This window comes from Vibrio jasicida CAIM 1864 = LMG 25398 (assembly GCF_000400365.1).
Lineage (GTDB): Bacteria > Pseudomonadota > Gammaproteobacteria > Enterobacterales > Vibrionaceae > Vibrio > Vibrio jasicida.
The window spans coordinates 19,104-44,750 of record NZ_BAOG01000035.1 but is presented as its reverse complement, the minus strand read 5'-3'; the positions used below and the strand labels follow the sequence as shown (position 1 = coordinate 44,750).

At 46.2% G+C, this 25,647-nt stretch carries 22 protein-coding genes; 8 read left to right on the top strand and 14 right to left on the bottom strand.

Annotated elements, in window-relative coordinates; genetic code table 11:
* Positions 1 to 46: 46 nt before the first annotated feature.
* Entirely contained in the window at positions 47 to 547 is a 501-nt protein-coding gene (gene rfaH / locus VJL_RS09840) for a transcription/translation regulatory transformer protein RfaH (RefSeq protein ID WP_038865712.1), read from the bottom strand.
* A 332-nt stretch (positions 548 to 879) separates the two neighbouring features.
* Here rfaH and VJL_RS09835 point away from each other — a divergent pair, with 332 nt between their 5' ends.
* Positions 880 to 2,268, top strand: coding sequence for a peptide MFS transporter (locus VJL_RS09835; protein ID WP_038865713.1), 1,389 nt, complete (start codon positions 880 to 882; stop codon positions 2,266 to 2,268).
* Between the two features lie 85 nt (positions 2,269 to 2,353).
* On the opposite strand, the gene hemH is transcribed toward VJL_RS09835, so the two are convergent.
* From hemH to htpG, 3 genes are all read right to left on the bottom strand, one after another.
* The gene (gene hemH, locus VJL_RS09830) at positions 2,354 to 3,316 is read right to left on the bottom strand and encodes a ferrochelatase (protein ID WP_038877559.1); all 963 of its coding nucleotides are present in this window, start codon (positions 3,314 to 3,316) and stop codon (positions 2,354 to 2,356) included.
* A 140-nt stretch (positions 3,317 to 3,456) separates the two neighbouring features.
* Positions 3,457 to 4,101, bottom strand: a complete 645-nt coding sequence (adk, locus tag VJL_RS09825; protein WP_038865715.1) for an adenylate kinase — start codon at positions 4,099 to 4,101, stop codon at positions 3,457 to 3,459.
* Positions 4,102 to 4,419: 318 nt separating this feature from the next.
* On the bottom strand, positions 4,420 to 6,324 hold the full coding sequence (gene htpG / locus VJL_RS09820) for a molecular chaperone HtpG (protein WP_038865716.1): 1,905 nt from the start codon (positions 6,322 to 6,324) through the stop codon (positions 4,420 to 4,422).
* 271 nt (positions 6,325 to 6,595) lie between these two features.
* Between htpG and VJL_RS09815 the strand changes: the two genes are divergently transcribed.
* From VJL_RS09815 to VJL_RS09800, 4 genes are read left to right on the top strand one after another with little or no spacing between them, the layout of a single operon-like run.
* Positions 6,596 to 7,468: a winged helix-turn-helix domain-containing protein gene (locus VJL_RS09815; RefSeq protein WP_038865717.1), complete on the top strand. Its 873-nt coding sequence runs from the start codon at positions 6,596 to 6,598 to the stop codon at positions 7,466 to 7,468.
* A gap of 11 nt (positions 7,469 to 7,479) precedes the next feature.
* Entirely contained in the window at positions 7,480 to 7,995 is a 516-nt protein-coding gene (gene toxS, locus VJL_RS09810; protein ID WP_038865718.1) for a transmembrane regulator ToxS, read from the top strand.
* Between the two features lie 47 nt (positions 7,996 to 8,042).
* A complete protein-coding gene (locus VJL_RS09805; protein WP_038877590.1) occupies positions 8,043 to 8,798 on the top strand; it encodes a sulfite exporter TauE/SafE family protein in 756 nt (251 codons plus the stop codon).
* 23 nt (positions 8,799 to 8,821) lie between these two features.
* Positions 8,822 to 9,100, top strand: a complete 279-nt coding sequence (locus VJL_RS09800; protein WP_005436938.1) for an Rdx family protein — start codon at positions 8,822 to 8,824, stop codon at positions 9,098 to 9,100.
* A 60-nt stretch (positions 9,101 to 9,160) separates the two neighbouring features.
* Here VJL_RS09800 and yfcE read toward each other — a convergent pair whose 3' ends face one another.
* From yfcE to VJL_RS09775, 6 genes are all read right to left on the bottom strand, one after another.
* Positions 9,161 to 9,706 carry a phosphodiesterase gene (gene yfcE / locus VJL_RS09795; RefSeq protein WP_038877557.1) on the bottom strand — a complete coding sequence of 182 codons (546 nt, stop codon included), beginning with the start codon at positions 9,704 to 9,706 and terminating at the stop codon, positions 9,161 to 9,163.
* 70 nt (positions 9,707 to 9,776) lie between these two features.
* On the bottom strand, positions 9,777 to 9,986 hold the full coding sequence (locus VJL_RS29985; protein ID WP_080774343.1) for a hypothetical protein: 210 nt from the start codon (positions 9,984 to 9,986) through the stop codon (positions 9,777 to 9,779).
* A gap of 163 nt (positions 9,987 to 10,149) precedes the next feature.
* A complete protein-coding gene (locus tag VJL_RS09790) occupies positions 10,150 to 10,557 on the bottom strand; it encodes a CBS domain-containing protein (RefSeq protein WP_038865724.1) in 408 nt (135 codons plus the stop codon).
* Positions 10,554 to 10,904: a P-II family nitrogen regulator gene (locus tag VJL_RS09785; RefSeq protein ID WP_005436932.1), complete on the bottom strand. Its 351-nt coding sequence runs from the start codon at positions 10,902 to 10,904 to the stop codon at positions 10,554 to 10,556. Before VJL_RS09785 ends, VJL_RS09790 begins: the two co-directional genes overlap by 4 nt.
* On the bottom strand, positions 10,894 to 11,685 hold the full coding sequence (locus tag VJL_RS09780; protein WP_038865726.1) for a DUF1538 domain-containing protein: 792 nt from the start codon (positions 11,683 to 11,685) through the stop codon (positions 10,894 to 10,896). Before VJL_RS09780 ends, VJL_RS09785 begins: the two co-directional genes overlap by 11 nt.
* On the bottom strand, positions 11,682 to 12,416 hold the full coding sequence (locus VJL_RS09775) for a DUF1538 domain-containing protein (protein ID WP_038865727.1): 735 nt from the start codon (positions 12,414 to 12,416) through the stop codon (positions 11,682 to 11,684). Before VJL_RS09775 ends, VJL_RS09780 begins: the two co-directional genes overlap by 4 nt.
* A 258-nt stretch (positions 12,417 to 12,674) precedes the next feature.
* Here VJL_RS09775 and VJL_RS09770 point away from each other — a divergent pair, with 258 nt between their 5' ends.
* The 3 genes from VJL_RS09770 (at position 12,675) to VJL_RS09760 (ending at position 15,767) form a co-directional block, all read left to right on the top strand.
* On the top strand, positions 12,675 to 13,592 hold the full coding sequence (locus VJL_RS09770) for a TIGR01777 family oxidoreductase (protein WP_038877555.1): 918 nt from the start codon (positions 12,675 to 12,677) through the stop codon (positions 13,590 to 13,592).
* A 37-nt stretch (positions 13,593 to 13,629) separates the two neighbouring features.
* Positions 13,630 to 14,457 (top strand): SDR family oxidoreductase, encoded by an 828-nt coding sequence (locus tag VJL_RS09765; RefSeq protein ID WP_038865729.1) that lies wholly within the window; start codon positions 13,630 to 13,632, stop codon positions 14,455 to 14,457.
* Between the two features lie 455 nt (positions 14,458 to 14,912).
* Entirely contained in the window at positions 14,913 to 15,767 is an 855-nt protein-coding gene (locus VJL_RS09760) for a thioredoxin family protein (RefSeq protein WP_038877553.1), read from the top strand.
* A gap of 104 nt (positions 15,768 to 15,871) precedes the next feature.
* On the opposite strand, the gene VJL_RS09755 is transcribed toward VJL_RS09760, so the two are convergent.
* From VJL_RS09755 to bcsA, 4 genes are read right to left on the bottom strand one after another with little or no spacing between them, the layout of a single operon-like run.
* Positions 15,872 to 19,639, bottom strand: coding sequence for a cellulose synthase subunit BcsC-related outer membrane protein (locus VJL_RS09755; RefSeq protein ID WP_038877551.1), 3,768 nt, complete (start codon positions 19,637 to 19,639; stop codon positions 15,872 to 15,874).
* A complete protein-coding gene (gene bcsZ / locus VJL_RS09750) occupies positions 19,630 to 20,736 on the bottom strand; it encodes a cellulose synthase complex periplasmic endoglucanase BcsZ (protein WP_038877550.1) in 1,107 nt (368 codons plus the stop codon). The genes VJL_RS09755 and bcsZ overlap by 10 nt, the downstream gene beginning before the upstream one ends.
* Positions 20,733 to 23,024 (bottom strand): cellulose biosynthesis cyclic di-GMP-binding regulatory protein BcsB, encoded by a 2,292-nt coding sequence (gene bcsB / locus VJL_RS09745; RefSeq protein WP_038877548.1) that lies wholly within the window; start codon positions 23,022 to 23,024, stop codon positions 20,733 to 20,735. Before bcsB ends, bcsZ begins: the two co-directional genes overlap by 4 nt.
* Complete coding sequence (bcsA, locus tag VJL_RS09740) at positions 23,014 to 25,647, bottom strand: UDP-forming cellulose synthase catalytic subunit (protein ID WP_038877547.1); 2,634 nt, start codon at positions 25,645 to 25,647, stop codon at positions 23,014 to 23,016. Before bcsA ends, bcsB begins: the two co-directional genes overlap by 11 nt.

Sequence of the window (25,647 nt, the reverse complement as noted above, 5' to 3'; positions counted from 1 at the left end):
AAGAGGTGCAAAAGCACCTCTTTTTTTATACCAGAATGACTGTTGGTTATTTTAAATCGAGGTCATTATTGTCTATGCTTACCGGCACTCGCTTAGTGATCATCTGCACTAACATGATTGAGCGCTTCTCACCATCTTGCTCTTGGAAGATGGCATCTATACCCGCAAACTGCCCGCTTTTAACTCGAACCTCATCACCAGGCTGTGGCATACATTCAGAATCAGAATGATCGTCTGTGCAGGTTTCCAGCTGTTTAAGCTCAAAAACCAGATCACCTTGGATTTCTTTAGGCTGCGCACCAAAACGCACAAAATCCACAACACCACGTGTAGAACGTACTGAGGTGAAATTAGGGCCTTTTTCATAATCAAATCGAGCAAATACATAACACGGGAACAACGGCTCTTCGACTTTCTGTCGCTTACCCCGTAAGATCTTTTCGACCTCAACAGTTGGGTAAAAACATTCTACACCCTGGTTTTCTAGGTGCTGTTTTGCCCTAACTTGTTCTCCACGTTTACAATAAAGTAAATACCAACGTTTCATTTTTTACTAGCCAATTATATTTTTCTCTCATCCTAGCATTAAGCCCAAGGTGAGTCATGGACATTCAAGTAACCTATCAATAAGCCACTTTATATTGCACATACAACTTACACCTTTTCATCAGCTTAAGAAAATAAGTCTATAGGTAAAAATGAAAAGTAAGTTTGTAACACGACCAAATCACCGACAAAAACCCCGCCATTTCAACGCTAAGCAGTCGTTTCATAAGGTAAATGAATCGTCACATAAAATTTTATTGTTTGTCAGACATAAAATTGCCATGTATACGTAGATTTCGTTAAAAAATGTAATAACTACTATTAGAAGAGCTTATGTCAAACCAACATCAATACTTTGGTCACCCACGTGGCTTGTTCTTATTGTTCGGTACAGAACTATGGGAACGCTTTTCTTACTACGCAATGCGCGCCATTCTAGTACTTTATCTTACTGACACAACCATGAACGGTGGCCTTGGCTGGTCGACTAAAGATGCCCTAGACCTTTACGGCATCTATACTGGACTTGTCTACATCACCCCGCTTATTGGTGGCTACCTTGCGGATAACTATCTAGGTCAACGCCGTTCGATCCTCATTGGTGGTGCATTAATGGCTATCGGCCAATTTACGCTAGCAATGCCAGCTGATGCGCTCGGTCTTGGCTCTCTACACACTTTCTACCTGGGTCTTGCTCTGCTTATTTGTGGTAACGGTCTATTTAAGCCAAACATCTCAACAATGGTTGGTGACCTTTACAACGAAGGTGATAACCGTCGTGACGGCGCATTCACTATCTTCTACATGGGTATTAACCTAGGTGCACTACTTGCAGGCGTGGTATCTGGCTCAGTAACCAATGAATTTGGTTGGAAAGCCGGTTTCGTTGCCGCTGGTGTTGGTATGATTGTCAGCCTTGTGATGCAAATGACCATGGCTCAATCTTGGTTAGGTGATATTGGCCGTGTACCAGCAGCAAAACGTGACCTAGCGATTAAAAAATCTGCGAAGAAAGAGCCTCTAACTAAAGAAGAAGTCGACCGAATCAAAGTTATCCTTGTGATGAGCTTGTTCACTATCGTTTTCTGGGCGGGCTTCGAACAAGCCGGCGGTCTAATGAACATCTACACACAACAATACACAGATCGTATGATCGGTGGTTTTGAAGTGCCTGCTGCGTGGTTCCAATCACTAAACCCATTCTTCATTATTACTCTTGCACCTGTATTAGCCGTTCTATGGGTGAAGCTGGGTAAACGTGAACCTAACTCGCCAATGAAGTTTGCCTTCGCAATGTTCTTCCTAGCACTAGGCTTCCTATGTATGGTTGGTGCCGTTATGGAGCAAGGTGGTGATACTGCGGTTAAAACATCAATGCTATGGCTAGTAGGTGCATTCTTCTTCCATACGTTGGGTGAACTGTGCCTATCTCCTATTGGTCTATCTCTAGTAACTAAGCTAGCTCCGCTACGTCTTGCATCACTTATGATGGGTGCATGGTTTGGCTGTAACGCGATCGCAAACTACGTTGCAGGTTATGTTGGTTCTCACGTTGGTGAGCTAGGTGCACTAGCAATCTTCAGTGGTATTGCAGTAACAGCGACTATCTCTGGTGTAATTCTACTGTTGTTCTCTAACACGCTAGTTCGTTGGATGCACGGTGCAGAAAATACACACAGCACAGCAGAACAAATTGAAGAGCAACAAACTCAAGTTGCTTAATATAACGTACAAATAAAACAAAGGGTCGCAATCGCGACCCTTTTTGTTCCCTGTAAACAAAACAGAAGCTCGAAGGCTTGAAAGATTAAAGCTTAGAACGCACCAAATCGACCATCATATCAATGTGCATATCATTGTCGTTTAAACAAGGGATGTAGCTAAAGCTCTCCCCGCCTGCTTCAAGGTAAATCTCACGGCACTCTTCTGAAATCTCTTCCAACGTTTCCAAACAATCTGACGAGAATGCAGGCGTTAGAATACTTAACTTCTTCTTACCTTGGCTTGGTAATACTTCTAACGTTTTATCGGTGTAAGGTTGTAACCACTCTTCACGGCCAAATCGAGACTGGTACGTCATACCGAACTGGTCATCAGTTAACCCTAATGCTTCACCTAGCAATCGCGTCGTTTCTTCACAATGTTTAGGGTAGATATCACCATTGTCGGCATAGCGCTTTGGAATACCATGGTAAGAACACAGCAGGTACTCCCCTTTCCCATGCTCTTCCCAATGTTCACGTACTGATTGCGCTAATGCTGCGATGTACTTGGGGTGGTTGTGATAATCACAAATAAAACTAAATTCTGGCATCACTGGCATTTTTTTGAACGCTTTCGTCATGCCATCAGAGACTGCAGCTGTCGTCGTCCCCGAATACTGCGGATATAGCGGCAACACGACCACTTCTTCGACACCTTGCGCTTGCAGGGCTTCAAAACCACTTAGAAGACTTGGGGTACCATAAGTCATTCCTAATTCCACAGGCATGTCTAACGCGACTGCGAGCTTCTCTGCTTGTCGCTTAGAGTGCACCATCAAAGGCGAGCCTTCTTCCATCCATACAGATTGGTAGAGTTTTGCAACTTTCGGCGCGCGTACTGGCAAAATAATACCGTGAAGGATTGGGCACCACAGCCAACGAGTCATATCGACAACACGGTGATCATGAAGGAACTGACTGAGAAAACGCTTTACTGCCGGTGCGGTCGGCTCATCGGGAGTGCCAAGGTTAACCAGTAACACCCCTTGCTTATTATTGTTTTTCATAACATCCTATTCATGGTAAACGGCGTTGATTGTACGATGAGTATAAGAAATTGGTTCACCGTTCAAACAAGCTGAATAAAAAAAGCGACCCTAAGGTCGCTTTTAAATATATCAAAATATTAAATTTTGCCGCTAGCAAATTATGCTAGTGCTTTCTCAATATCTGCACTTACTTCTGCAACTTGCTTAGTACCGTCAAACTTAAGGTACTTAGTGTTACCTGCTTCTGCTTCTTTACCGTAGTACTCGATAAGTGGTGCAGTTTGCTCATGGTAAACACCCAGACGTGCGCGTACTGTTTCTTCTTTGTCGTCATCACGTACAACAAGATCTTCGCCAGTTACGTCATCTTTACCTTCCACTTTTGGTGGGTTGTAAACAACGTGGTAAGTACGACCTGATGGTAGGTGTGCACGACGACCAGCCATACGCTCAACGATTACGCTGTCAGCAACGTCGAATTCGATTACGTAATCGACATCAACACCCATTGCTTTTAGACCATCAGCTTGAGGGATAGTACGAGGGAAACCATCTAGTAGGAAACCTTTCGCGCAATCGTCTTGAGCAATACGCTCTTTGATAAGGCCAAGGATGATTTCATCAGAAACTAGCTGACCAGCGTCGATAACAGCTTTAGCTTGTTTGCCAAGCTCTGTACCTGCTTTGATAGCAGCACGAAGCATATCACCAGTAGAGATTTGTGGAATACCGTATTTATCCATGATGAAGTTTGCTTGTGTGCCTTTACCAGCACCTGGAGCACCTAGAAGAATGATGCGCATGATTTATCCTCTTTAATATTTAAGATTTATACCGAAGCTCACAATAGCTGGCTTCTTGGGCCGCAACCCGTCGAGGCAGTCGCAACGATAAGTTTCGGTATAATGTTTAGGCGAGCCAAAATACACGCCTTATTACTCACATTCAAGTTCGAGATTCTAACACAGGTTCACTAAGCAATGAGCAGATTAAGACTAAAGAATGTTAGCGATGCCTGCTTTCGAGTTTTATTGATTACTAACTCAACACTCAAAGTGTGAATCTATGCGTTTACAAACAAAAAGCTCGCATTTCGCGAGCTTTTCATTGATGTTTGGTTATTAAACCTTAGTCAAAAGCTTGTTGATGGCACCGACAAATTGCGTCGGGTCTTCCATCGAACCTCGTTCAGCCAGCATCGCTTGGCCCAACAACACTTCCACCCAGCGACCAAATGCTTCTTCATCGGCTTCATCTGCCATACGCTTAACAAGTGCGTGCTCTGGGTTGATTTCGAAGATGTACTTCACGTCTGGTACTGCTTGACCTGCCGCTTCAAGAAGCTTCGCCATCTGTGTACCCATTTCGAAATCGTCAGTCACGACAACTGCAGGCGTAGTAGCAAGCTTGAAAGTCGTACGAACTTCTTTTACGCGGTCACCAAGGTATGACTGAGTTCGCTCAACTACAGACTTAAACTCTTCTTCCGTTTCTTTCTGCTTTTCTTTTTCTGCTTCGTCTTCAAACTTACTCAGATCAAGACCCGCTTTGGTAATCGATTGGAATTGCTTACCATCAAATTCGGTTAGATAGTTCATCAGCCACTCATCGATGCGGTCAAACATCAAGATAACTTCGATGCCTTTCGCTTTGAACTGCTCTAGGTGCGGGCTGTTCTTCGCGGCTGCGTAGCTGTCTGCCGTTAGGTAGTAAATCTTATCTTGGCCTTCTTTCATGCGTTCAATGTAAGAAGCCAAACCAACGGTTTGTTCAGCAGAGTCCACTTCGGTAGACGCAAAGCGCAATAGACCAGCAACCTTCTCTTTATTTGCCATGTCTTCTGCAACGCCTTCCTTCATGACAAGGCCGAACTCTTTCCAGAATGATTGGTATTTTTCATCATCATTCTTCGCCATACGCTCAAGCATAGTAAGTACACGCTTGGTACATGCGTTGCGAAGTGACTGAGTGACCTTGTTATCTTGAAGAATTTCACGAGACACGTTCAATGGCAGATCATTCGAGTCAATCAAACCACGGATGAAACGCAAGTAAGATGGCATAAACTGCTCAGCGTCATCCATAATGAATACACGCTGCACGTACAACTTTAGACCCGACTTATGGTCGCGGTTCATCATATCCCATGGCGCTTTCGCTGGGATGTAAAGCAGGCTGGTATAATCGTTCTTACCTTCTACACGGTTATGACTCCACGTAAGCGGATCGGCGAAATCATTAGAAACGTGTTTGTAAAACTCTTGATACTCCTCTTCAGAGATATCCGACTTGCTGCGGGTCCAAAGTGCCTGAGCTTTGTTGATTTGCTCCCACTTCTTCTCACCCGTTTCATTACCTTCGTCATCACGAACAGTGGTTTGAATTGCAACTGGAATACCAATATGATCAGAATATTTACTGATGACATCACGCAGACGCCATTCATTTAGAAATTCTTTACCTTCTTCACGCATATGAAGAACAATGTCGGTACCACGAGAGTCTTTCGTAATGGTTTCAATGGTGTACTCACCTTCACCCGCAGATTGCCATTGAACCGCTTCGTCAGCAGCAGTACCCGCAGCACGAGTGCGCACAGTCACCGAGTCAGCAACGATGAACGCTGAATAAAAGCCAACACCAAACTGACCAATCAGCTGCGAGTCTTTACTTTGATCATCAGACAGCTTCGAAAAGAATTCTGCCGTGCCAGATTTCGCGATAGTACCTAAGTGCTCAATCACGTCGTCACGCGTCATGCCGATGCCGTTATCAGAGATCGTAAGTGTGTTAGCCTTTTCATCAAACGCAAGCTTTACACCAAGGTCGGCATTCCCTTCATATAAATCTGGGTTAGATAGCGCTTGGAAGCGTAATTTATCAGATGCATCAGATGCATTTGAGATCAACTCGCGTAGGAAAATCTCTTTGTTTGAATAAAGAGAATGGATCATCAGGTGAAGTAACTGCTTTACTTCTGATTGAAAGCCACGAGTTTCTTTGTTTGGGGATACGGTGTCGCTCATGTTTGCTCCATAACTTCTAAATTAAAAAGACTTTAAATGACAAAGTCCTAACCGCTGCCTTATAAAAACAGCTTTACCACGATGTCATTTAACATGTGGCTGACAAATGTAAATTCAAGGTCAATATTGCTAAAAACGGTGTTTTTTTAGAAAATTTTAATTATCCTATTTGTCTAAAAGCATCTAAAACGAGCACATGTCCTTTTGCGCACGCCATTTTTTGTGACGCAAATCACTATAATTTCAGAATCATCCATCTAAGAAGAACTAAATGACTAACATCGGCACCAAATTTCTGCTTGCTCAAAGATTTGTCTTTGACCCAAATAGTAATTCGCTCGCTGACCAACAAAGTGGCAACGAAGTTGTACGATTAGGAAGCAACGAAAGCCGTATACTCCTGTTGTTGGCAGAGAGACCTAACGAAGTATTAACACGTAACGAGTTGCATGAGTTTGTTTGGCGCGAACAAGGCTTCGAGGTGGATGACTCAAGCCTAACTCAAGCAATTTCTACCCTGCGAAAAATGTTGAAGGATTCAACTAAATCGCCAGAATTCGTAAAAACAGTCCCTAAACGCGGTTACCAATTGATTTGTTCTGTTGAACGTTTAAGCCCGTTGTCTTCTGATTCTCTCCCTGAACTTGATGATCCAGAGAATGAAAATGAAGCGCCTGTCGTAGATTTAGAGCAATTCACAGAATCTTCGACGGAAACAATTGCTGAAGCACCTGTTGAACTTGAAGCGTCATTAGAAACACCAAAAACAACGCCAGCACCAAAAACAAACCATTGGATCGCGCGCGTGCTTGTTATTGTCGCTCTGCTATTGCCAGTGTGCGTATTGTTACTAACTAATCCTGCAGAGTCTCAATTCCGTCAAGTTGGTGAGTACCATAACGTCCCCGTTATGACACCCATTAATCACCCACAATTGAACGATTGGCTGCCATCCATTGAGCAGTGCATCAAACGTTATGTGGAGCATCATGCGGAAGAGTCTTCGCCAGTCGAAGTTATCGCCACTGGCGGCCAGAACAATCAACTGATACTTAACTATATTCATGATAGCGACCATTCATACGAGAATGTGACGCTGCGAATCTTTGCTGGTCGTAATGACCCAACAGACATCTGCAACTAAAGGAGGCTGAAATGAAGATTAAAATAGCATCTGCGGTTTTAGCCGTATCTATCCTTTTTAGTGGCTGGTTATATTGGGGCAGTGACCTAAAAGTAGAACAAGTACTGACAGCAAACGAGTGGCAATCTACCATGGTCACACTGATCACTGATAACTTGCCAGACGATACTGTAGGACCACTACGCAAAGTCAATGTTGAATCGAACGTGAAGTATTTACCAAACGGTGACTACATCCGTGTAGCAAATATTCGATTGTTTGCGCAAGACTCAACGGCGGAGTCAACCATCAACATTTCGGAAAAAGGTCGATGGGAAGTGAGCGACAATTATTTGTTGGTATCGCCTGCTGAGTTCAAAGATATTTCGGCCTCTCAGTCCAAAGACTTCTCTGAATCGCAACTTCGTCTCATTACTCAAATCTTTAAGTTAGATGCCGAGCAGAGCCGTCGCATTGATGTCGTGAACGAAAAAACGTTACTACTGACTAGCCTGAACCACGGTTCTACGGTACTGTTTAGAAACTGATTTTGATTCGATGATAAGGGGGCAAGATGCCCCCTTTTATTTTGGACATGGACTGGCTAGATACCCTTACCCTCTTCTTTGGTTCTCTTATCGCAAATACGCTCGCTTCCTTCTCTGGTGGTGGCGCTGGGTTACTGCAATTTCCGTTATTGATCTTCCTTGGCTTGCCTTTCTCCGTCGCACTAGGAACGCATAAAGTCGCTTCCGTTGCCCTTGGACTTGGTGCTGCGAGTACGCATCTAAAAGCCGGGACTATAAAACCTAAAGTCGCGCTTTATCTGATTCTGGTGGGCAGCATTGGAGTCGTGATTGGCGCAAACCTGATTGTCCAAATTCCTGATAACATCGCCGAGAAAATGCTCGGGGCGATGATCCTTGCTCTTGGAATTTACTCTCGCTTCAAGAAACAGTTGGGGCAGACAGAGATACCAACTCATCGCGATACCTTTGGCTGGATAGTCGGCGGGTTAGGTTTGATGTTCATTGGTATAGTGAATGGCTCGTTGACTGCCGGCTCTGGCTTGCTTGTTACCCTTTTCCTTGTGCGTTGGTTTGGTTACGACTACAAGCAAGCGGTGGCCTATACAATGATTTGTGTCGGTCTGTTTTGGAATGGTATCGGTGGCGTCGCAGTGGTACAAGCCGGAGCACCAATTCATTGGGCCTGGTTACCGGTTTTATTAGTGAGTTCATTTTTAGGCGGCAGCTTAGGTGCATGGGCGGCGACAAAGTACAGCAATCGAGTTATCAAAATCGCGTTTGAGATCCTCACCTTTGCGGTGGGAATAAAGCTACTGCTTTAGTATTTAAAGAAAGGAAATAAGAAATGGATAAAGCCATCATAGACATTCACTACTGTCGTCAGTGCAATTGGATGTTGCGTTCAACTTGGCTATCACAAGAATTGCTTCACACGTTCAGTGAAGAGATTGAAACCGTCAGCTTACATCCTGATACGGGTGGCCGTTTTGAGATTTTTTGCAATGGCGTCCAGATTTGGGAACGTAAAAAAGACGGGGGTTTCCCTGAAGCCAAAATCCTAAAACAACGCGTAAGAGACATCATCGATCCAGAGCGCGATTTAGGTCATTCAGATACAAAATAGGGAGCCAATTGGCTCCCTTACTTCTTTATCCAATTCACGATTTATTCGATAACTCGATCACTAAATCGTAGTCTGAGCCAGCACTTCACCTTCTGGTGTTTGCACAGTCAGCGTATTGCCTTCCATCAAACCATAGCTACGTGACAAGCCATTTCTTGGGAAGGTCATTGATCCCGGATTAAAGATGATCGCACCTTCTTGCATCTCTGCCACTGGAACATGAGTATGACCATGAGCAATGATGTCGCCTTCACGCAATGGCGGGCGTTTTGTACTGTTGTATAAATGACCATGAGTGAGGAACATACGCTTACCCGACTCCAATAGCAGCCATGCGTATTCCGTCATCATTGGGAAGTTCAACAGCATTTGGTCAACTTCACTGTCACAATTACCACGAACAGAGATGATCTGCTCACTATATTGATTAAGTAACTCTGCGACTTGTGGCGGGTTGTAACCTTCTGGGATTGGATTTCTTGGCCCGTGGTTTAACGTATCACCCAATAAGATGAGATGGTCAGCACCAGAGGCCAAATAAAGCTGGATAGTTTCTTCGGTTGCCGGCAAAGAGCCATGCAAGTCTGAGGCAAAAAATAGTTTCACGACATCGTCTCCTCAAAATGTATGAGGGTATTCTACGGCATTCTTATAGAAGCTCAACCAAAGTACAAAACTAGTGATTACGAAGCATTTCAACCAACATTGGCACCAAGTAGAACCAAGCAAAATAACCGGCCCCCACAAGGATTACAGCCCAAAATATCATCGATAAAAACTTAGACTTGGCTAGGTGGTTTAGTGGGTCTGGCTCTCCACATCCTGGACAGGTGTGAGCTCGTTTTGATATTTGCTTCTCGCACACAGGGCAAGCAACTAGCGGCATGACATGACATCCTCAATTATTTCTTTAATTCTCAAAGAATAAGCCTCAGTTTACGGATATGCAATGGCACAAATAAGTAATTATTACTCGGTTTGCTATTTGTCGCTGTGATGAGAATGTTTCCGTTCTTACCCTCTATTGAGCCATTAACGAAAAGAGCCGCCTATACCTCTTCTCTCGCCATACCATTAATCACAATGTTGTTGTAACTCACCATGCCAATGACCTCACCATTTTCAATCACTGGTGCGCGACTAATACCAAATCGTTCAAATAAGCGTGCGCAATATTTCACATTCATGTTGGGATCGACGGACAGTGCTGGTTTAGTCATGATTTCATAAAGATTGGTTCGTTGCGGAGAACGATTTTTTGCCAGAACTTTTTTAGCGATATCGTTCATCAGAACAATGCCATATTCATCATCGCTATCACGCTTATTAATCACCAGCGCTTTAACTTCACTCCTTTTCGCTAACGTAATACCTTCATGAACCGTGATTAACCCATCTACAATGATATACGTTGCAGCCATCACGTCTCTGACTCGAATTAACTCGTGATTACTCATAATTCGTCCTCTACCACTTTGGTCAGTTTTTCTACTTGGTGCGCGACGCCAACCGCATCCTCGACATCAATTTGTACGGCAATGCCTTGGCCTGACTCTTGGTCGAACTCTCCGACCTCGCTGATTGTCTCTAGTATGTGCCTGGATAAATGCTCTTCAACAACAAACAACAACACGTCTTTTTGCACTTCTAAAGTCAATCCAAAGAAGGTGCGTTTTTGGTTTAAACCTTGCCCTCGTGCGTTGTTAATCACCGTGGCACCCGTTGCCCCTGCATCACGAGCCGCATCCAGCACTTTATCGGTCTTGCTATCCTCTACAAAGGCCAGTATTAGTTTAAAGCGCATTCTCTTTTTCCTCCGCAGTCTCTTTGTTTAACCACTGGGTGATTTGGGCATAGCCCATGACAGAAATTATTGGGAATAAACTGGCAAAGGCGATCAAACCAAAGCCATCTATCATGGGGTTTCGTCCCGGAACCGTCGATGCCAACCCCAAGCCAAGCGCCGTAACCAAAGGCACTGTGACCGTGGACGTCGTCACGCCACCCGAATCGTAAGCCAAAGGAACGATTAGCTTTGGCGCGTAAAAGGTTTGAATCACCACCACGATGTAACCTGCAATGATGTAATAATGAATCGGATCGCCCACTACGATTCGGTAACTGCCCAACGCAATGCCAACCGCGACACCTAAAGCAACAGCAACACGTAACCCGTTCACACTGATGCTGCCACCAGACACTTGATTAGCTTTAATGGCGACCGCGATAAGAGAAGGCTCCGCTATGGTGGTACTAAAACCGATAAAGAAAGCGAAGATGTACACCCAGTAATAATCAACCCAACTCAAGGCTTGGCCGATTGAGACTTTAAATTCCAGCAAGAAGGCTGGTGCAGTCAATTGAGTCGCCATGGTTTCACCAAGTGGAAACAGCGCCATTTCCAAACCAAGCAAAAATAACGATAACCCTAAAATAACGTACCCAAAGCCAAGTATTACTTTGGGTAAGTTTGAAACTGGACGGCGCAGCACTGCCAACTGAAAACCGAAGATAATGGTCGCGATAGGAACCACATCAGTGATGGTTGAGATAAAAGTATCGATGAAATGCGCAAAGGAAATCATGCCACCACCATCCCATAAACCATCACAAACATCATCGGTAACAAGGAGGCAAAAGCGATCAAACCAAAGCCATCTATCATGGGGTTACGTCCTTTGATCGCCGACGCGAGCCCAACCCCAAGAGCAGTAACCAGAGGCACCGTGATGGTAGAAGTCGTCACACCGCCAGAATCGTAAGCCACACCGATGATAGATTCCGGCGCAAATCCCGTCAGTATCACAACGCCGATGTAGCCTCCGATGATCATGTACTGAATCGGCCAACCTTTTAGAATCCGAAGTACGCCTAATACAATCGCCACGCCCACCGACAAAGCAACCGTTAAGCGCAAGCCATCTGCGTATTCCTCCATTGATTGCTCAGTATTGGCAATCATCCCTCCCTCAGCCGCCACCTCCGAAGCTTCTTCCGCTACAGCAGTCAATGCTGGTTCAGCAATGGTTGTACCGAAGCCTAAGCAGAATGCGAAAATCAACAGCCAAAACACGCTGCCTTTACTGGCAAAAGCTTGCGCCATGTTTTCGCCAATCGGGAATAACCCAAGCTCCAAACCAAAGATAAAGAAGGTCAAGCCGAGAATAACCAAAAGAAGGCCAAATAGAATGGAGACAAGATTAGGGAGTGGCTCTTGCAAAACAACGAGCTGAAAAAAGGTAATAACAAGAACGATAGGTAGTAGGTCGCGAGCACTGCTGAGTAAGGCTCGAAACAGAGCAAAAAATGCTTCCATATACGCCTCCTACCCTAATGTCATCTTCCTTTAAAGTCAGCATGACACAGTTTCCTGCAACTAAGTGTGAGCCGCACTCGATGATTAATAACATCTTGTTACATTTATTCAAATTGTGAGCTTCATATCGCTTCACAACAAAACGCTTCTAACTGCTTAGGAACTAATAATAAAATCGACAACGCAAGTCATTGAAATGATCATGCTAGGCCGTTAACGACTATAATGTTTGAATAGTTTTACAATCAAAGGGATAACATGAAGATATTACTGACCGGTGGTACAGGCTTTATTGGCTCTGAGTTACTTAAACTGCTTACCACGCATCAAGTCATGCTGCTTACTCGCACCCCAGAGCAGGCGAAGCAACGCCTACAGCATGCTGATGTCGGTAATATAGAATACCTCGACTCCCTTGATTCGATTGAAGATCTCAATGACGTCGATGCGGTGATTAACCTTGCCGGCGAACCGATTGCAGATAAACGCTGGAGCAAGGAACAGAAAGAGGTCATTTGTAACAGTCGGTGGAAAGTGACCGAGCGGATCGTTGAATTGATTCACGCCAGTACCGAGCCACCAATGGTATTTATTAGCGGCTCTGCGGTTGGCTATTACGGTGACCAGCAAGACCACCCGTTTGATGAGTGCTTACACGTGAATAGCGATGCTTTCGCTCATTCTGTGTGTGCTCGTTGGGAGCAAATTGCCAAGCGTGCAGAATCTGAACAAACACGAGTGTGTTTAATTCGTACTGGTGTTGTCCTCGGTCAAAATGGAGGTGCGTTGGCAAAAATGCTGATGCCCTACAAACTAGGTGTAGGTGGGCCGATGGGAAGCGGTAAACAGTACATGCCTTGGATTCATATTCTGGATATGGTTCGCGCTATCATGTACCTACTTGAGACCCCACATGCTCATGGTGAGTTCAACTTGTGCGCCCCCCACCCTGTCAGCAACCGAATCTTTAGCGGTACACTGGCGAAAACCCTCAAGCGACCGCATATCCTGTTTACTCCTAAATGGGTGATGAACATGGCGATGGGAGAGTCATCGTGCTTACTGTTTGATAGCATTCGCGCTAAGCCTAAGAAACTGACCGAGCTCGGTTTCAAGTTCAGCTACTCAAGAGTTGAACCCGCACTCAAGAACTTGCTTCAAGACAGAAGTTGTTGAATCATAAGGCTCACTACCTCCCAGTGAGCCCCTTACTATGAAAAAGTCAGTTTTAATCACCGGATGCTCTACAGGCATCGGTTACGTGTGTGCCCACGCTTTACAAAAAGAGGGCTTTCACGTTATTGCCTCGTGTCGCAACGAGCAAGACGTTCAACGCTTAACCAGTGAAGGCTTAATCTGCATTCAGTTAGATCTTAATGATCCTCAAAGTATTTCTGCTGGAGTTTCAACAGCTCTGGAACTGGCCGAGGGGACACTCTATGCCGTGTTTAACAATGGCGCTTACGGACAACCTGGCGCATTAGAAGATCTACCGACAGAAGCACTTCAAGCACAATTTCAGACCAACTTTTTTGGCTGGCACCAACTCGTAAGAGAAGTGTTGCCACACATGCGCAAACAGGGTGAAGGAAGAATCATCCAAAACAGCTCTGTGCTAGGGTTTGCGGCGATGAAATATCGTGGTGCCTATAACGCCTCTAAGTTCGCTCTTGAAGGCTGGACAGACACGCTACGTTTGGAATTGATGGACACCAACATCAAAGTTGCACTGATCGAACCCGGCCCAATAGAAACCCAGTTTAGACAAAATGCCTTAAAAGCTTTTGAGCAGTGGATTGATGTGGAAAACAGTGCCCACAGAGCGGCTTACGAAGGACAAAAGCAGCGTTTGGATAACGACAAGTCGAACAACAAATTTGTCCTTCCAGCTGAGTCTTGTATTCAGCCGGTACTTCACGCACTCACCAGTGATAAACCCAAAATCCGTTACCGAATCACCACACCGACCAAAGTTTTTGCGGTATTGAAGCGCCTGTTACCAACTCGTATTCTTGATAAGATTTTGCGACAAGCAGCATAAAAAATTTTTATCACGATGTAATTTTACCGTAACAATGTGATGTCATTATGAGCATGTAGGTTAAGAAAGCCTCAATGTTCGAATCAATTTCTAGGTTAGTATCTTCATCCATCGTGCCTGAACGCGATGTGGATACTCACTTTAGATTTGGTATCGCCACCCTTTCTGTTTTGTATTTTCGCGAGACAATAATGACATTAAATCAGCTTAACTGGCTTAGTGTGGGTGTAGTGTTGACCATGTTCATCCTATTTTGATACCACACCCAGCACACCACTATAACGTCTAACAAGACTTTCTAAAGCGTGCTGGACTAGCCAAATTTAATAGCACTTTCGCTTGCTATCAGGAATACGCTGCTTCGGCAGCGTTTTTCCTTTCTATCGCTTGAATTTCCCAAATATCAACTCCATATCTACAATCAACGACAAGAAACAAAAAGCAAGGATACTCTGATGCAATCCCCATTTATCGTTGAGTTAACAGAACAAAACTTCCGTGAAACGCTTGAAGGGTCAATGAACACGCCTGTATTGATCCACTTTTGGGCGAGCGCTCAACCAGAAAGCGCACAAGTGATTCCTGATCTACAAATGCTGACTCAGCAATACAACGGCGCATTTACCCTTGCTCTATTGAACTGTGAACAGCAACCTGCTCTTGCTTCTCAATTTGGCGTGCAAGTGCTACCAACCATCGCATTATTCATGAACGGCCAAGCCGTCGATGGTATGGGTGGTCCTCAGCCTATTGATGCGATTACAGCAATGCTGCAAAAGCATCTACCAAGCCAAGATGAGATGCAGTTGAAGCAAGCAAGTGAATTGCTTCAACAAGGTGAGCACGCTCAAGCATTAGCGATTCTACAAACGCTATCGGAAGAGCTTCAAAACCGTGGCGACGTGAAACTGGCGATGGCAGATTGCTTGCTAGAAACCAAACAGTTTGAATTGGCACAAACGCTGTTAAGCGCGATTCCGCTGGAATATCAAGACAACTACTACAAAGGTTTGATCGCGAAGTTAGACCTGCATCTTCAAGCAGCAGAAAGCCCAGAGCTTCAACGTCTTGAACAAGAACTAGCAGCAAACCCTGATAACATTGAATTGGCGTGTGAACTTGCGGTTCAGTACAACCAAGTAGGTCGCGATGAAGAAGCGTTAGAGCTGCTTTGGAACATTCTTAAGACCAACCTAGGCGCACAAGATGGTGAAGTGAAGAAAGTCTTTATGGATATCTTGAGCGCACTTGGCCAAGGCAATGCGCTGGCAAGTAAGTACCGCCGTCAACTTTACTCGATTTTGTACTAAGCGAATCGATTTAAAGCAGGACAGCTCAAATAGAAAAGGCCGGAAAACTCCGGCCTTTGTTGTTTCTACCATTCCTAAAACACCCGTCACGAGAGAGTTTGGTACTAAAAATCACTGTACAGCGTAGGTACCGCAGGTGGGTATTCAATCGGCTGCCAGCGGTCATTGAAGGTGTATTTTCCGTACAGCATGAAATGGTTTGGCGTATAAAACTCTGAACGCTGTAGATCCACCAGCGCACCGATATACCAACGTTTACTCACTCGCTTCTCAACGGCGGCTTGCAGCGAAGCACCAAAACCGCCACCGCGCTCAGAACTATCACTAGAAGATAAATAAGGCGCATCTTCTTCTGTCCATGAGTTAGAAATGGAAGCACTCAATTGATACGACCATGTGCTGTCGTAGCGACCGTAATAGTTGACTGGCAATGACACAGAGAAATAACTTTGCGGGCTGTAGTAGCCACCATGACCAAGTGTGTATTCACCCAAGTTCTTGTCATAGTCGAGGTACATCAAGTTAGTGCCAATGCTCAGGCGCTGATCATCCGTTGCGATCAATTTGTAGTAAGCCCCACCAAGCACGCCGAGGCGAGTGTTGTCTTCAACGTTTTCACCCGTCAGTGCATGGTATTGCAGGCTGCTCCAAAAACCGTAAGGGCCACCTATATCCCAGCTCGAATTGAGCTTAACGCCTGTTCGAACTACACCACCCCATTTTTTGCCTTGAGGATCACTGGTTCCACTCGGCACTGTCATTCCAGCGTAAGAAAGTGTGCTGCTGGTTTCAGGTCGGCGAGACGCTTCTGCTGTCCATCCGAAATCCCCGAGATCACCATCCACACTGATCCCGCCTACCCAAGTGGTATGGTCAAAACCAATCGGTGTAGTGCCGATATCCACTTGCCAATCTTTGGCTTGCCAACCCACACCAAGTGCCATACCCGATGCATCATTTTGAACCGTTGTTGTGGTTGGGAAGTTTTTAGGATCCTTCTCGTAGTAATCTAACTCACCCGAATCGATAGATACGTAATCCGCTCTCAACAGCAGATGCCCATCGAGTGATTCAATCGGAATACGCGCTTCGATTGGCACTTGGTTGGATGAGTTACGCCCATCACGCGCACTGTAATCCCAACCAATAAGTACATGACCATCACTGCGATCATGGAGCGTATCGATGTCCGACTTAACATTGCGCGTTAGCCAGTAGTCATCCGCTGTGTCATACAACTCACGCAAAGTAAGCGTCTCTAGACTTGCTTCATCTGGTTTTGCACTTTTTTCAATTCGATCACTATTCAGAGCCTGACGTCCGCGCTCTTCCGCTAACGTCCATTGCTGATTGTCCATCGCAATAGACATGCTGTTTCGATACGCCAGAGCATCAGCGTCTTGTGTATCATCGAGCAAGCGGTTCAGGATGTTCGCATCATTGCGGTAACCAAGTTGGTTGAATACCGAAGCAACCGTCATCAGCTGAGCAGCATTCAGCGTGTCACGCTTCTTATTCAAGATCAGATGCAAGTCGTGATAGGTTGCCTCATCCCCACTCTGTGCGCTGGCTTGCAACAACCCTACCTGAGCTTCTGTCTTGAATGGTTCAGGTTTTGAGGAGATACGTTCATACAAAGCCATTGCTCGCTCTGGTTGTTGATTCGCGAGTAACAAATCCGCTTGCGCTAAAGTACGACGTGTTTTGAGTTCATCAAATTGCAGCGCTTCAGAGGCACTGACTGCTTGCTGGTCTTTACTCAACGCCAAGCCTTCGTACCATTGGTCGAAATCGTCAAACTGATTCAAGCTCACCATCATACTGCCGTAAGCGAGTTTTTCGTCGGTATTCCATTTGCTTGAGGGGCGAATGCTTTGATAAATGCGCTGCGCTTCATCGACCTTTTCAATCTCTACCCAAGCACTTACAAGCCTTGCTAGAGGTTGAACTTGCCCAGCATATTGCGACTCAAGCGAGGTCAACATGGTAGTGACAGCCTTTGGTGAGGCCTGATAACGCGCGGGTAGATCTTGTAAATCAGCATTGAGCTTTAAGCGTGTGAGGTTACGCTCCATGGCCGGGGTAACGTCGCGTTTCGGCACACTTTCTAACTCAGAAATCGCCGCATCGACTTTAAATTCTTGAGCGAGATACAAGGCATACGCAAACTTCATTTCCGGATCAGTGCTGTTCGTCGCCCATTCAGACATCAGCCTGTCGGCACGACGTTTATCACCCATAGAGTGAACCACATCGGCGATGTCCAGTCTCAACCAAGGCGATGTTGGTTTTAGCTCAATCAATTCTTCCACTGCAGATTGCATACCTGCTTGGTCATCTTTCGCTATCGCAATGCGCAATCTCGCCAGAATGATCTCAGATTGAATGCCATTGATTTTCTCAGACACCACCTGTTTTTGTGCTGGAGAAAAACGCTGTGCAAGCGAAGCCGCGCCCGTCCAGTCCTGCTGCTCAATACGAACATCGAGTCGTCCACGTAAGGCAGATCCGTTCAGCGCTTCCAGTTTTAGTGCTTGGATATAAGATCTATCTGCTGCAGCATAATTCTTTTGTGCTAAGTAAAGCGCCCCTAAAGAGGTAAAGGCATAAGGCTGTGTGTTATCAGACTGAATGGCTTTACGGTAAAGGCTTTCAGCTTGTTTAAACTGCCCTTTCTCAGCCAGTGCATCACCTTGATCCAAATAAGCCCAATATTGCGAGGTTTCAATCAGAGTGGCCCATTTCGAGGCACTATCCGGGTCTTTATCTAACTGCTGTGCACGTTCAAAATACTCAAGCGCCTTTTGTTGCTGACCTTTACGCAGATAGACCTTGCCCATACCACCCAATATTTCTGGGTCGTTCGGACGCGTCGTCATCGCATAACGCAACTGCTTCTCAGCTTGCAAGGTTTTGTCTTCATCCAGCAGTTTGAGACCTTTCAATTTGGCAAGATAGGTTGGGTCCTTACGCAGATCTTGCTCGGTTTCCCAGCGCTTCTTCGCGCCTTGGTTAGCTCGTTGTATCTCAAGATCTGATGGATAGTAACTCGCTAAAATCGCGTATTGTTGAACCACTTGTTCTGAGATAGGCAGTTGATCGAGAGCACGCAACCAAGATGTCGCCGCACTGCTGCCAATGACTGGCGCTAAAGCGAGCTTTTTGTAGGTATCCAAAATCCATGGGTCAGCAGGATTCTCTTTGCGGATATGATTCGCCAATGCGAGTTGAAACTGAGGCACACTTGGGTAATCTGCATTTAAGCGCTCTAAACCTTGTTTTACTGCCTGCCAACTTCCATCTAGATTGCTTTGCAGCTGAAGAAACTCTAACTGCAATGCAGCAGAAGGCATGCCGTTTGGAAAAATGACTTTGTACGCTTGGATGGCTTCTTCGTAACGGCCAGATTTAGCCAGCAGCTTAGCTCGTTGGTAATCGCCTTTGTTATTTCCTTGAAGAGACATGATGGCAGCCAAGTCTTTGGCTTGTGGAGAATTTGGCGATTGTGTAGTTAAACGTTGAAACGTCTGCTTCGCCAGCTCAGGTTGCTTACGCTTTAAGTACATATTGGCTTGATAATACAAGCCAATCGGGTTGCCTTCCTCAATGGCAAACAAACGCTCTAACGTACTTTCAACAATGTCGTCGCGTCCTATTGCATCCGCCAGTTTCAGTTGTTCAACTAGCCACTCCACCGAATTTACCCGAGCAAGAGACGTCGAGAACTGAACCGTTTCAACTGGTTGGTACACTGCGGCCAACTGCGCTTTGCTAAGCGGCTTTGAGTTAAAACTTTGTGCATAAACAGGAGCAATCCCGCTCGCCATCATAGCCAGCGAGATCAACCACGAAGCACGTCTTGCTATTGGCATTGCTCGCTCCATGCAGGCAACAGTTCACCTTGTTTGCCAAAGCGGTAGCGCGCCTGATGCCAGCCTAGGCCAAACAAGCTCAAAACATTGTCGTAGTAGTGGTCATTTCTGTCCGAGATAAGCTCTTGCTGCGCTCGGCTTGCTTGTGCTTTGAGCAGCTCAGACTCACCAGATGCCGCCAACAAAGGCAAAGCAGCGGCAGAAAATCCTGCACTGCCAACTTGAGTGTACTCACCCGTTTCTGTATTCACTTCTCGTGGTGGTGCACCGAGCGCTTTAGTCGCTGCGACAAAGGGCTGCATTTGCTGAATCAGCTGAGCTTTTTCTGCGACTTGGTCATCAAGCATACCCGACCATAAGTACGTACGAATGGCGTTGTAACTGCCAATTGGCCCAGTCACCGAATCGGCACTGTACTGGCCTTGGCTGAGCGTTGCCCAATCAGGGCTGAAACCTTTTGGCATGGTTTGCGTTAGCATTTGCGCGCTTGCTTTATACATGCCATCCCATGAATACTGCGGATACAGAGCTTCCATTCGGGCAATCAGCTGTAACGGCACATAGCTCGGGTTCACACGGTAGCGATCACCAAACTCAAATCCTGTTGGTGCAGGCAGTAACACGGTGCCCACACCGTCAATGGTTACAGCCTCTTCTCGTAGAATACGACTAGCAAGCAGATGACCAAGCGATTGGTAGTAATAGTTATCCCACAGTCGACCCGCTTCAACTAAAGCGTAAGCAATCCAAAGGTCGGAATCCGATGCTGCATTGGTATCTAACACACCAAAACTGCCGTTCGCTTTTCGGCCCCATAACCAAGCTGGCAATCTTGCCGTAAGGTCACCACCAGCTAAATGCACTTGAGTCCAGTTTAATACTTCGGCAAACGCTTTTTGATCATTGGCAACCAAAGCAAAAAACAACGCATAGGACTGGCCTTCCGATGTGGTGATCATGCGTTCATCGCTGCCATCCACGACTCGACCTTGTTCGATATAAACCGACTTGAATGTGTCCCATTGTGGCCAGTCACACGTGTTTGCCCACAGTTGAGGAGAAGTCAGTAGCATGATAAGTGCAATCAACTTTTTCATTCCTCTTCCTCCTCAGTCTTCTCTAGACGTTTTGCAGCAACCTGACGCAGAACACGCCAAAGCACAATAGTCACTATCACCATCAATAACGCAGCGAAGCATGCCACGATGATTGGATGATTTGAGAAGTGGAACCACACTAATTGCCACACTGGCAGCTCACCCACAAAGTAATGAGAACCAACGTTATAGCTCGCGACTTCATCGTTTCTTAGCGTCACTACAGAGCCAAACATATGCTCCACTTTGCCCGAATCCGCGAGAGCTTCATCAACCATAGAAAAATCGGTAGGATGAGCAGCCATGATAGACACTAAACTGCGATTATTTGTGTAAGGTGATTCCATACCATAAATCGTAGCAAAGGAGCCGCCTGCTTCCACTGAAACATAATCAGCTGGCACTTGGTTCGCATCGCTTGGGTCCATCCAGTTCATACCAAGCTGTTGTTCATTCTTGCTCGGTAGACGAATTTGGCGCTCGCCTGCTTCAACCACCAGATTCACTTGGTCTGGGTCGTTCGCCGCTTCTTCTAATGAACGCACCACACCAATGCTCAAGATATCTTTGTCTTTTAGCGCTTGTGCATCCCACTTATCGGTCAACAACACTTGGATGCCTGGGTAACCAGAATCGCCCCCCAAAGAGCCCATCACATTCAAGAAGGTTTGCAGGGCTTCCTTTGGTGCGTTTTTTGGCACCACAACAGCGGTTTCAGACAGATCCGCCATACGAGTGTACGGGAAGCCAGATGTTGCAAACGCTCGCATGTTCGGCATTTCGATGTAGTGCGGGAAACCGCTAAAGTCGATCGTCGAGTCGCCATCAACCACGGCATATTGTTTGCTTGGTTGAGTGACCTGACACTGACCATCTGTGACAGAGGCAAAGCCAAATTCAAAATCGATCTGGTTTTTGCTGCCCACTTTGAATGCCGGAATACGAACACGGTCGTCGCTGCTCAGAATGCTGTCATCCAACAATGGCACACGAACGCGGTTGGAGTCGCCACCTTGACCAGCAGTGGTCAGGTTAAAAGCTTCGATAAACTGGTCGTTAATGCTCAGCGTCAGGCGGGAACCAGAATGGTCTTCCGTCGGTGGTGAGTAACGGTAGTTCAGATCCATTGGAATACCACGACTCTGCCAAGTAAACAAATCTGGCGGCAAACGTAAGCTCACGCTGATAGGTGGTGGCGTGCGACCTTCCACCTGCAGCATGCTCTTTTGCTCAACCAATTCAGACAACGCAACCGGTCGATCTGTGCTCACCCAGTTTGGCGCATCGTAAGGCACGCGAGGTTTGATTTGCTTCACCTCGTTGATCTTGGCAATGGGGCCGGTAAGAATCTGGTTACCCAATGCCAAGCCACGTACTGCGGTGTTTAGGTCAGCACTATCACGACCAATCACCAGCAATAACTTCACGTATGGGTCGGTTGGGTGGGTAATCACCTGTACACGCGGGCCATCCGTATCTGGGAAGTCTTTTAGGAATTCAGGTTTGTTGTCGTTAGTGATAAACACCACGGCGTTGCGCTCTGGCAAAGTGTCGAAACTCAGAGGAAACTGCGCACCGCGCCAAGCCGCTAAAGAGCCAAAGTAGGAACTCAAAACACCAGCGGCTTTCACTTCGTCTAAGTCATATTTATCGCCCATTACGACAGGCAGATTGAGTTGGCTAAAGTCACGAACATCAAAGAAAGGCGCTGGCAATAAGCTCAAATCGCTTTCTAGCTGCGTTTTTTGCACAAACATTTCAATGCGGCTGCTTTGGCTGATCTCGGCCCAAATACTGGAATCATTCGGGTTGGCACAGTCTTTTTGAGTATTGCCAATCAGCTCAAAACGAATTTGGTTGTAGTTACTGAAATAACGCGTATCCAATGGCATAGAAAGACTGAGCTTTTTACCCTGCTGTCCATCAACGATAGACGCCACGCCCATCAACTCGTTGTTCAAGTACACTTTGACATGTGAAACCAAGGCAAGTAATGCTGGCGAAGGCGTAATATCAAAGTACAACGTGGCTTTTGAAACCACCTCATCAAGGCGAGAGCCAAAGCCAACATAAGCGTTCGCTTCACTGCCCTGAATTGCAATTGAGCCGCTGTAGCCCAATTGACTAAATGGAACGACTCGCTTAAAGACGGTGGCATTTTCCGTGTCTTGTTGCTGAGCTTGAGGTTCCGACAATTGCTGTTTTACTTCTTGTGCCGCGAGACTGCCCGACATACACATCAGAGTGATTGCCGTCGTCAACGCTGTTAGTTTTTTATTATTTAGCATGACTTGTGGTCCTGATTGGGACATAGCGAGGTCGAAGTGACCAAATAAATTCGATACAAAATAAAAGTGCATCCACACTGACCACGACAAATTTCGGGCAGTGTTGTAGCAAGCGCTTGTATCCGTTAAAGCCGACTTGTAGAACGGCTTGCATACTCGATAGTGGCTTATCTGCTTGATAGCCTTGTTGCCATTTCGCCCATGTATCTGCTCGTGCAAATGTACATTGGACGTATTGGATTTGTTGTTGATGCGACAATTCATTGAGTTGCATACCGAACATGCCTTTATGAGCATAGGCAACCGTCATCGGGAACACGAATTCTTGTCCACCACGATTCAGAATCACTTCGAGTGACTGACCGAGTAAGTACTGGCAAGTTTGTTCGTCAACGCCATCGATTTCTATGCGGACGCCCCCCAATGAAAAGTCTTTCATCTGAGCTTGAATCAAATGCCCAGAATGCAATCTCACCGCAACAGGAATTGCCACCTCTACGCGGTGATCTTTTCGTACCTGTTTCGCTTCTACCGCAACCGCGACCGCTGCACCTAAGATCAGTAAGTTGTACATCGTCCATACTAAGTTCACGATGACAGTGCCGACCTCATCCTGGGGCCCCCACCCCATTCGATACAGGCCCACGGCAAAACCAAGAATATTCAGTGCCACGAGCACCAAATACGGTCGAGAGATCACCCAGTCGTAATGCGATTTTTCAACTAAGCCCCCTTTCGCCGTTACATTGAATGTCCCTTTATGAGGCGCAAACAAAGCGACGGTGGTTGGTCTTGCGATGTACCAAGCAAGCACGGTTTCATACACTTCTCCCCAGAAGGAGTAACGATAGTCACCCTGCATGCGTGAGTTGGTCATACTGGCGTGGATCATATGCGGCAAAACGTACAGGATGATCGCCAATGCTGGTGCGTAAATGACGTAAGAGTGCAGCAACAAAAACGCCAGAGGTGCAATCAAAAACACAATACGCGGTATACCGGATAAGAAATGCAGCATGGCATTGACGTAACAAAGCCGCTGCGACAACTTCAGCCCTTTACCGGTGAGCGGGTTGTCGACCCTGAAGATCTGCGCCATGCCCCTCGCCCAGCGAATACGTTGCCCTACGTGTGCCGATAAGGTTTCTGTCGCTAAACCCGCTGATATCGGCTGCTTAAGGTAAGCAGAGCGATAGCCCAATCGGTGCATGCGCAGTGACGTATGTGCGTCTTCCGTTACGGTTTCAACTGCAATACCACCTACTTCTTCAAGCGGCTCACGGCGTAAAATGGCGCACGATCCACAGAAGAAAGTCGCGTCCCATAAATCGTTACCATCTTGAATCAAGCCATAAAACAAGTTGCCTTCATTAGGCACATTGCGGAAGTTCGATAAGTTACGTTCAAACGGATCCGGAGAGAAAAAGTGGTGCGGAGTTTGAATCAGCGCCAGCTTCGGATCTTTGAGGAACATGCCCATGGTGAGCTGGAAGAATGCTCGAGTTGGAATGTGGTCACAGTCGAAGATCGCCACAAACTCACCATCCGTCTGCTTTAACGCATAGTTGATGTTGCCGGCTTTGGCGTGCTCGTTAGTTGGCCTGCGAATGTAGTTGACCCCCACACTCTTTGCGAAGTCACGGAAGCTGTCTCGTTTACCATCATCGAGAATGTGAATTTTCAGCTTTTCTTTTGGCCAGTCTACCCCCATCGCTGCGTACACCGTCGCTTTAACCACATCGAGATCTTCGTTGTAAGTCGGAATCATCAAGTCGATAGTTGGCCAAGTCGATTGATCTTGTGGCATCGAAACTGGCTTACGGTTAAGCGGCCATATATTCTGGAAGTAACCCAGCATCAACACGATCCAAGAATAGGTTTCTGCTAAAAGCAATATACCCCCTAAGATCAGTGCAATAGGATCGTCCCAGTTTAAGGTTGATGAGTAACGCCACCAGAGATAACGACACGATGCTGTCACCGAAAGAATGATGAGCAACATGGTCGGAAAGCGCCCCGGCATACGTCGCACCATCATGGCAAGCGCCCACAACAGCAGCACAAATACAGTCTGCGCTTGGTAACCGAATGGCACTGTAAAACAGAGCAACGCGATCAACACAACGAGGAACAACAATGCGTAGTTCAAGGCCATCGCAGACTTGCTGGCTTTCATGCGTTCACGAACTTCAGGATCTTTAACTTGGTTTGCGGCCTTTTCTAACCAACGAACACTTTTCGCCACCAGCTCAAACGGCAAGTAGAAAGCATTGCGGATTTTCTCAGCAAGATGCATCACGACACTACTGGCTTGATGAGACCAAGCGGACGCCACACTTTGCTTAAAACACAGTAACCAAACGCTCTGGACAACAAATCGAATCGGGTCAAACAAGCGAGGAGCGGCATAGTTAACTTGTGGGAAATAGACCAGAGGCAGCTTCCAAGAGGGAACACCAGAAATCACAGGTTTTAGGAAAACAAAGCTCAATGAAAACCAAACAGAAAGCACAATGTTGCCCAACCAATTGGTTTTGCACTCCCAAGCTTGCTCATACGCCTGCTTGTGCGACTGAAATTGATCGACTATCCAGCTTTGGAAGATAAGGTTGAGGCTACGCAT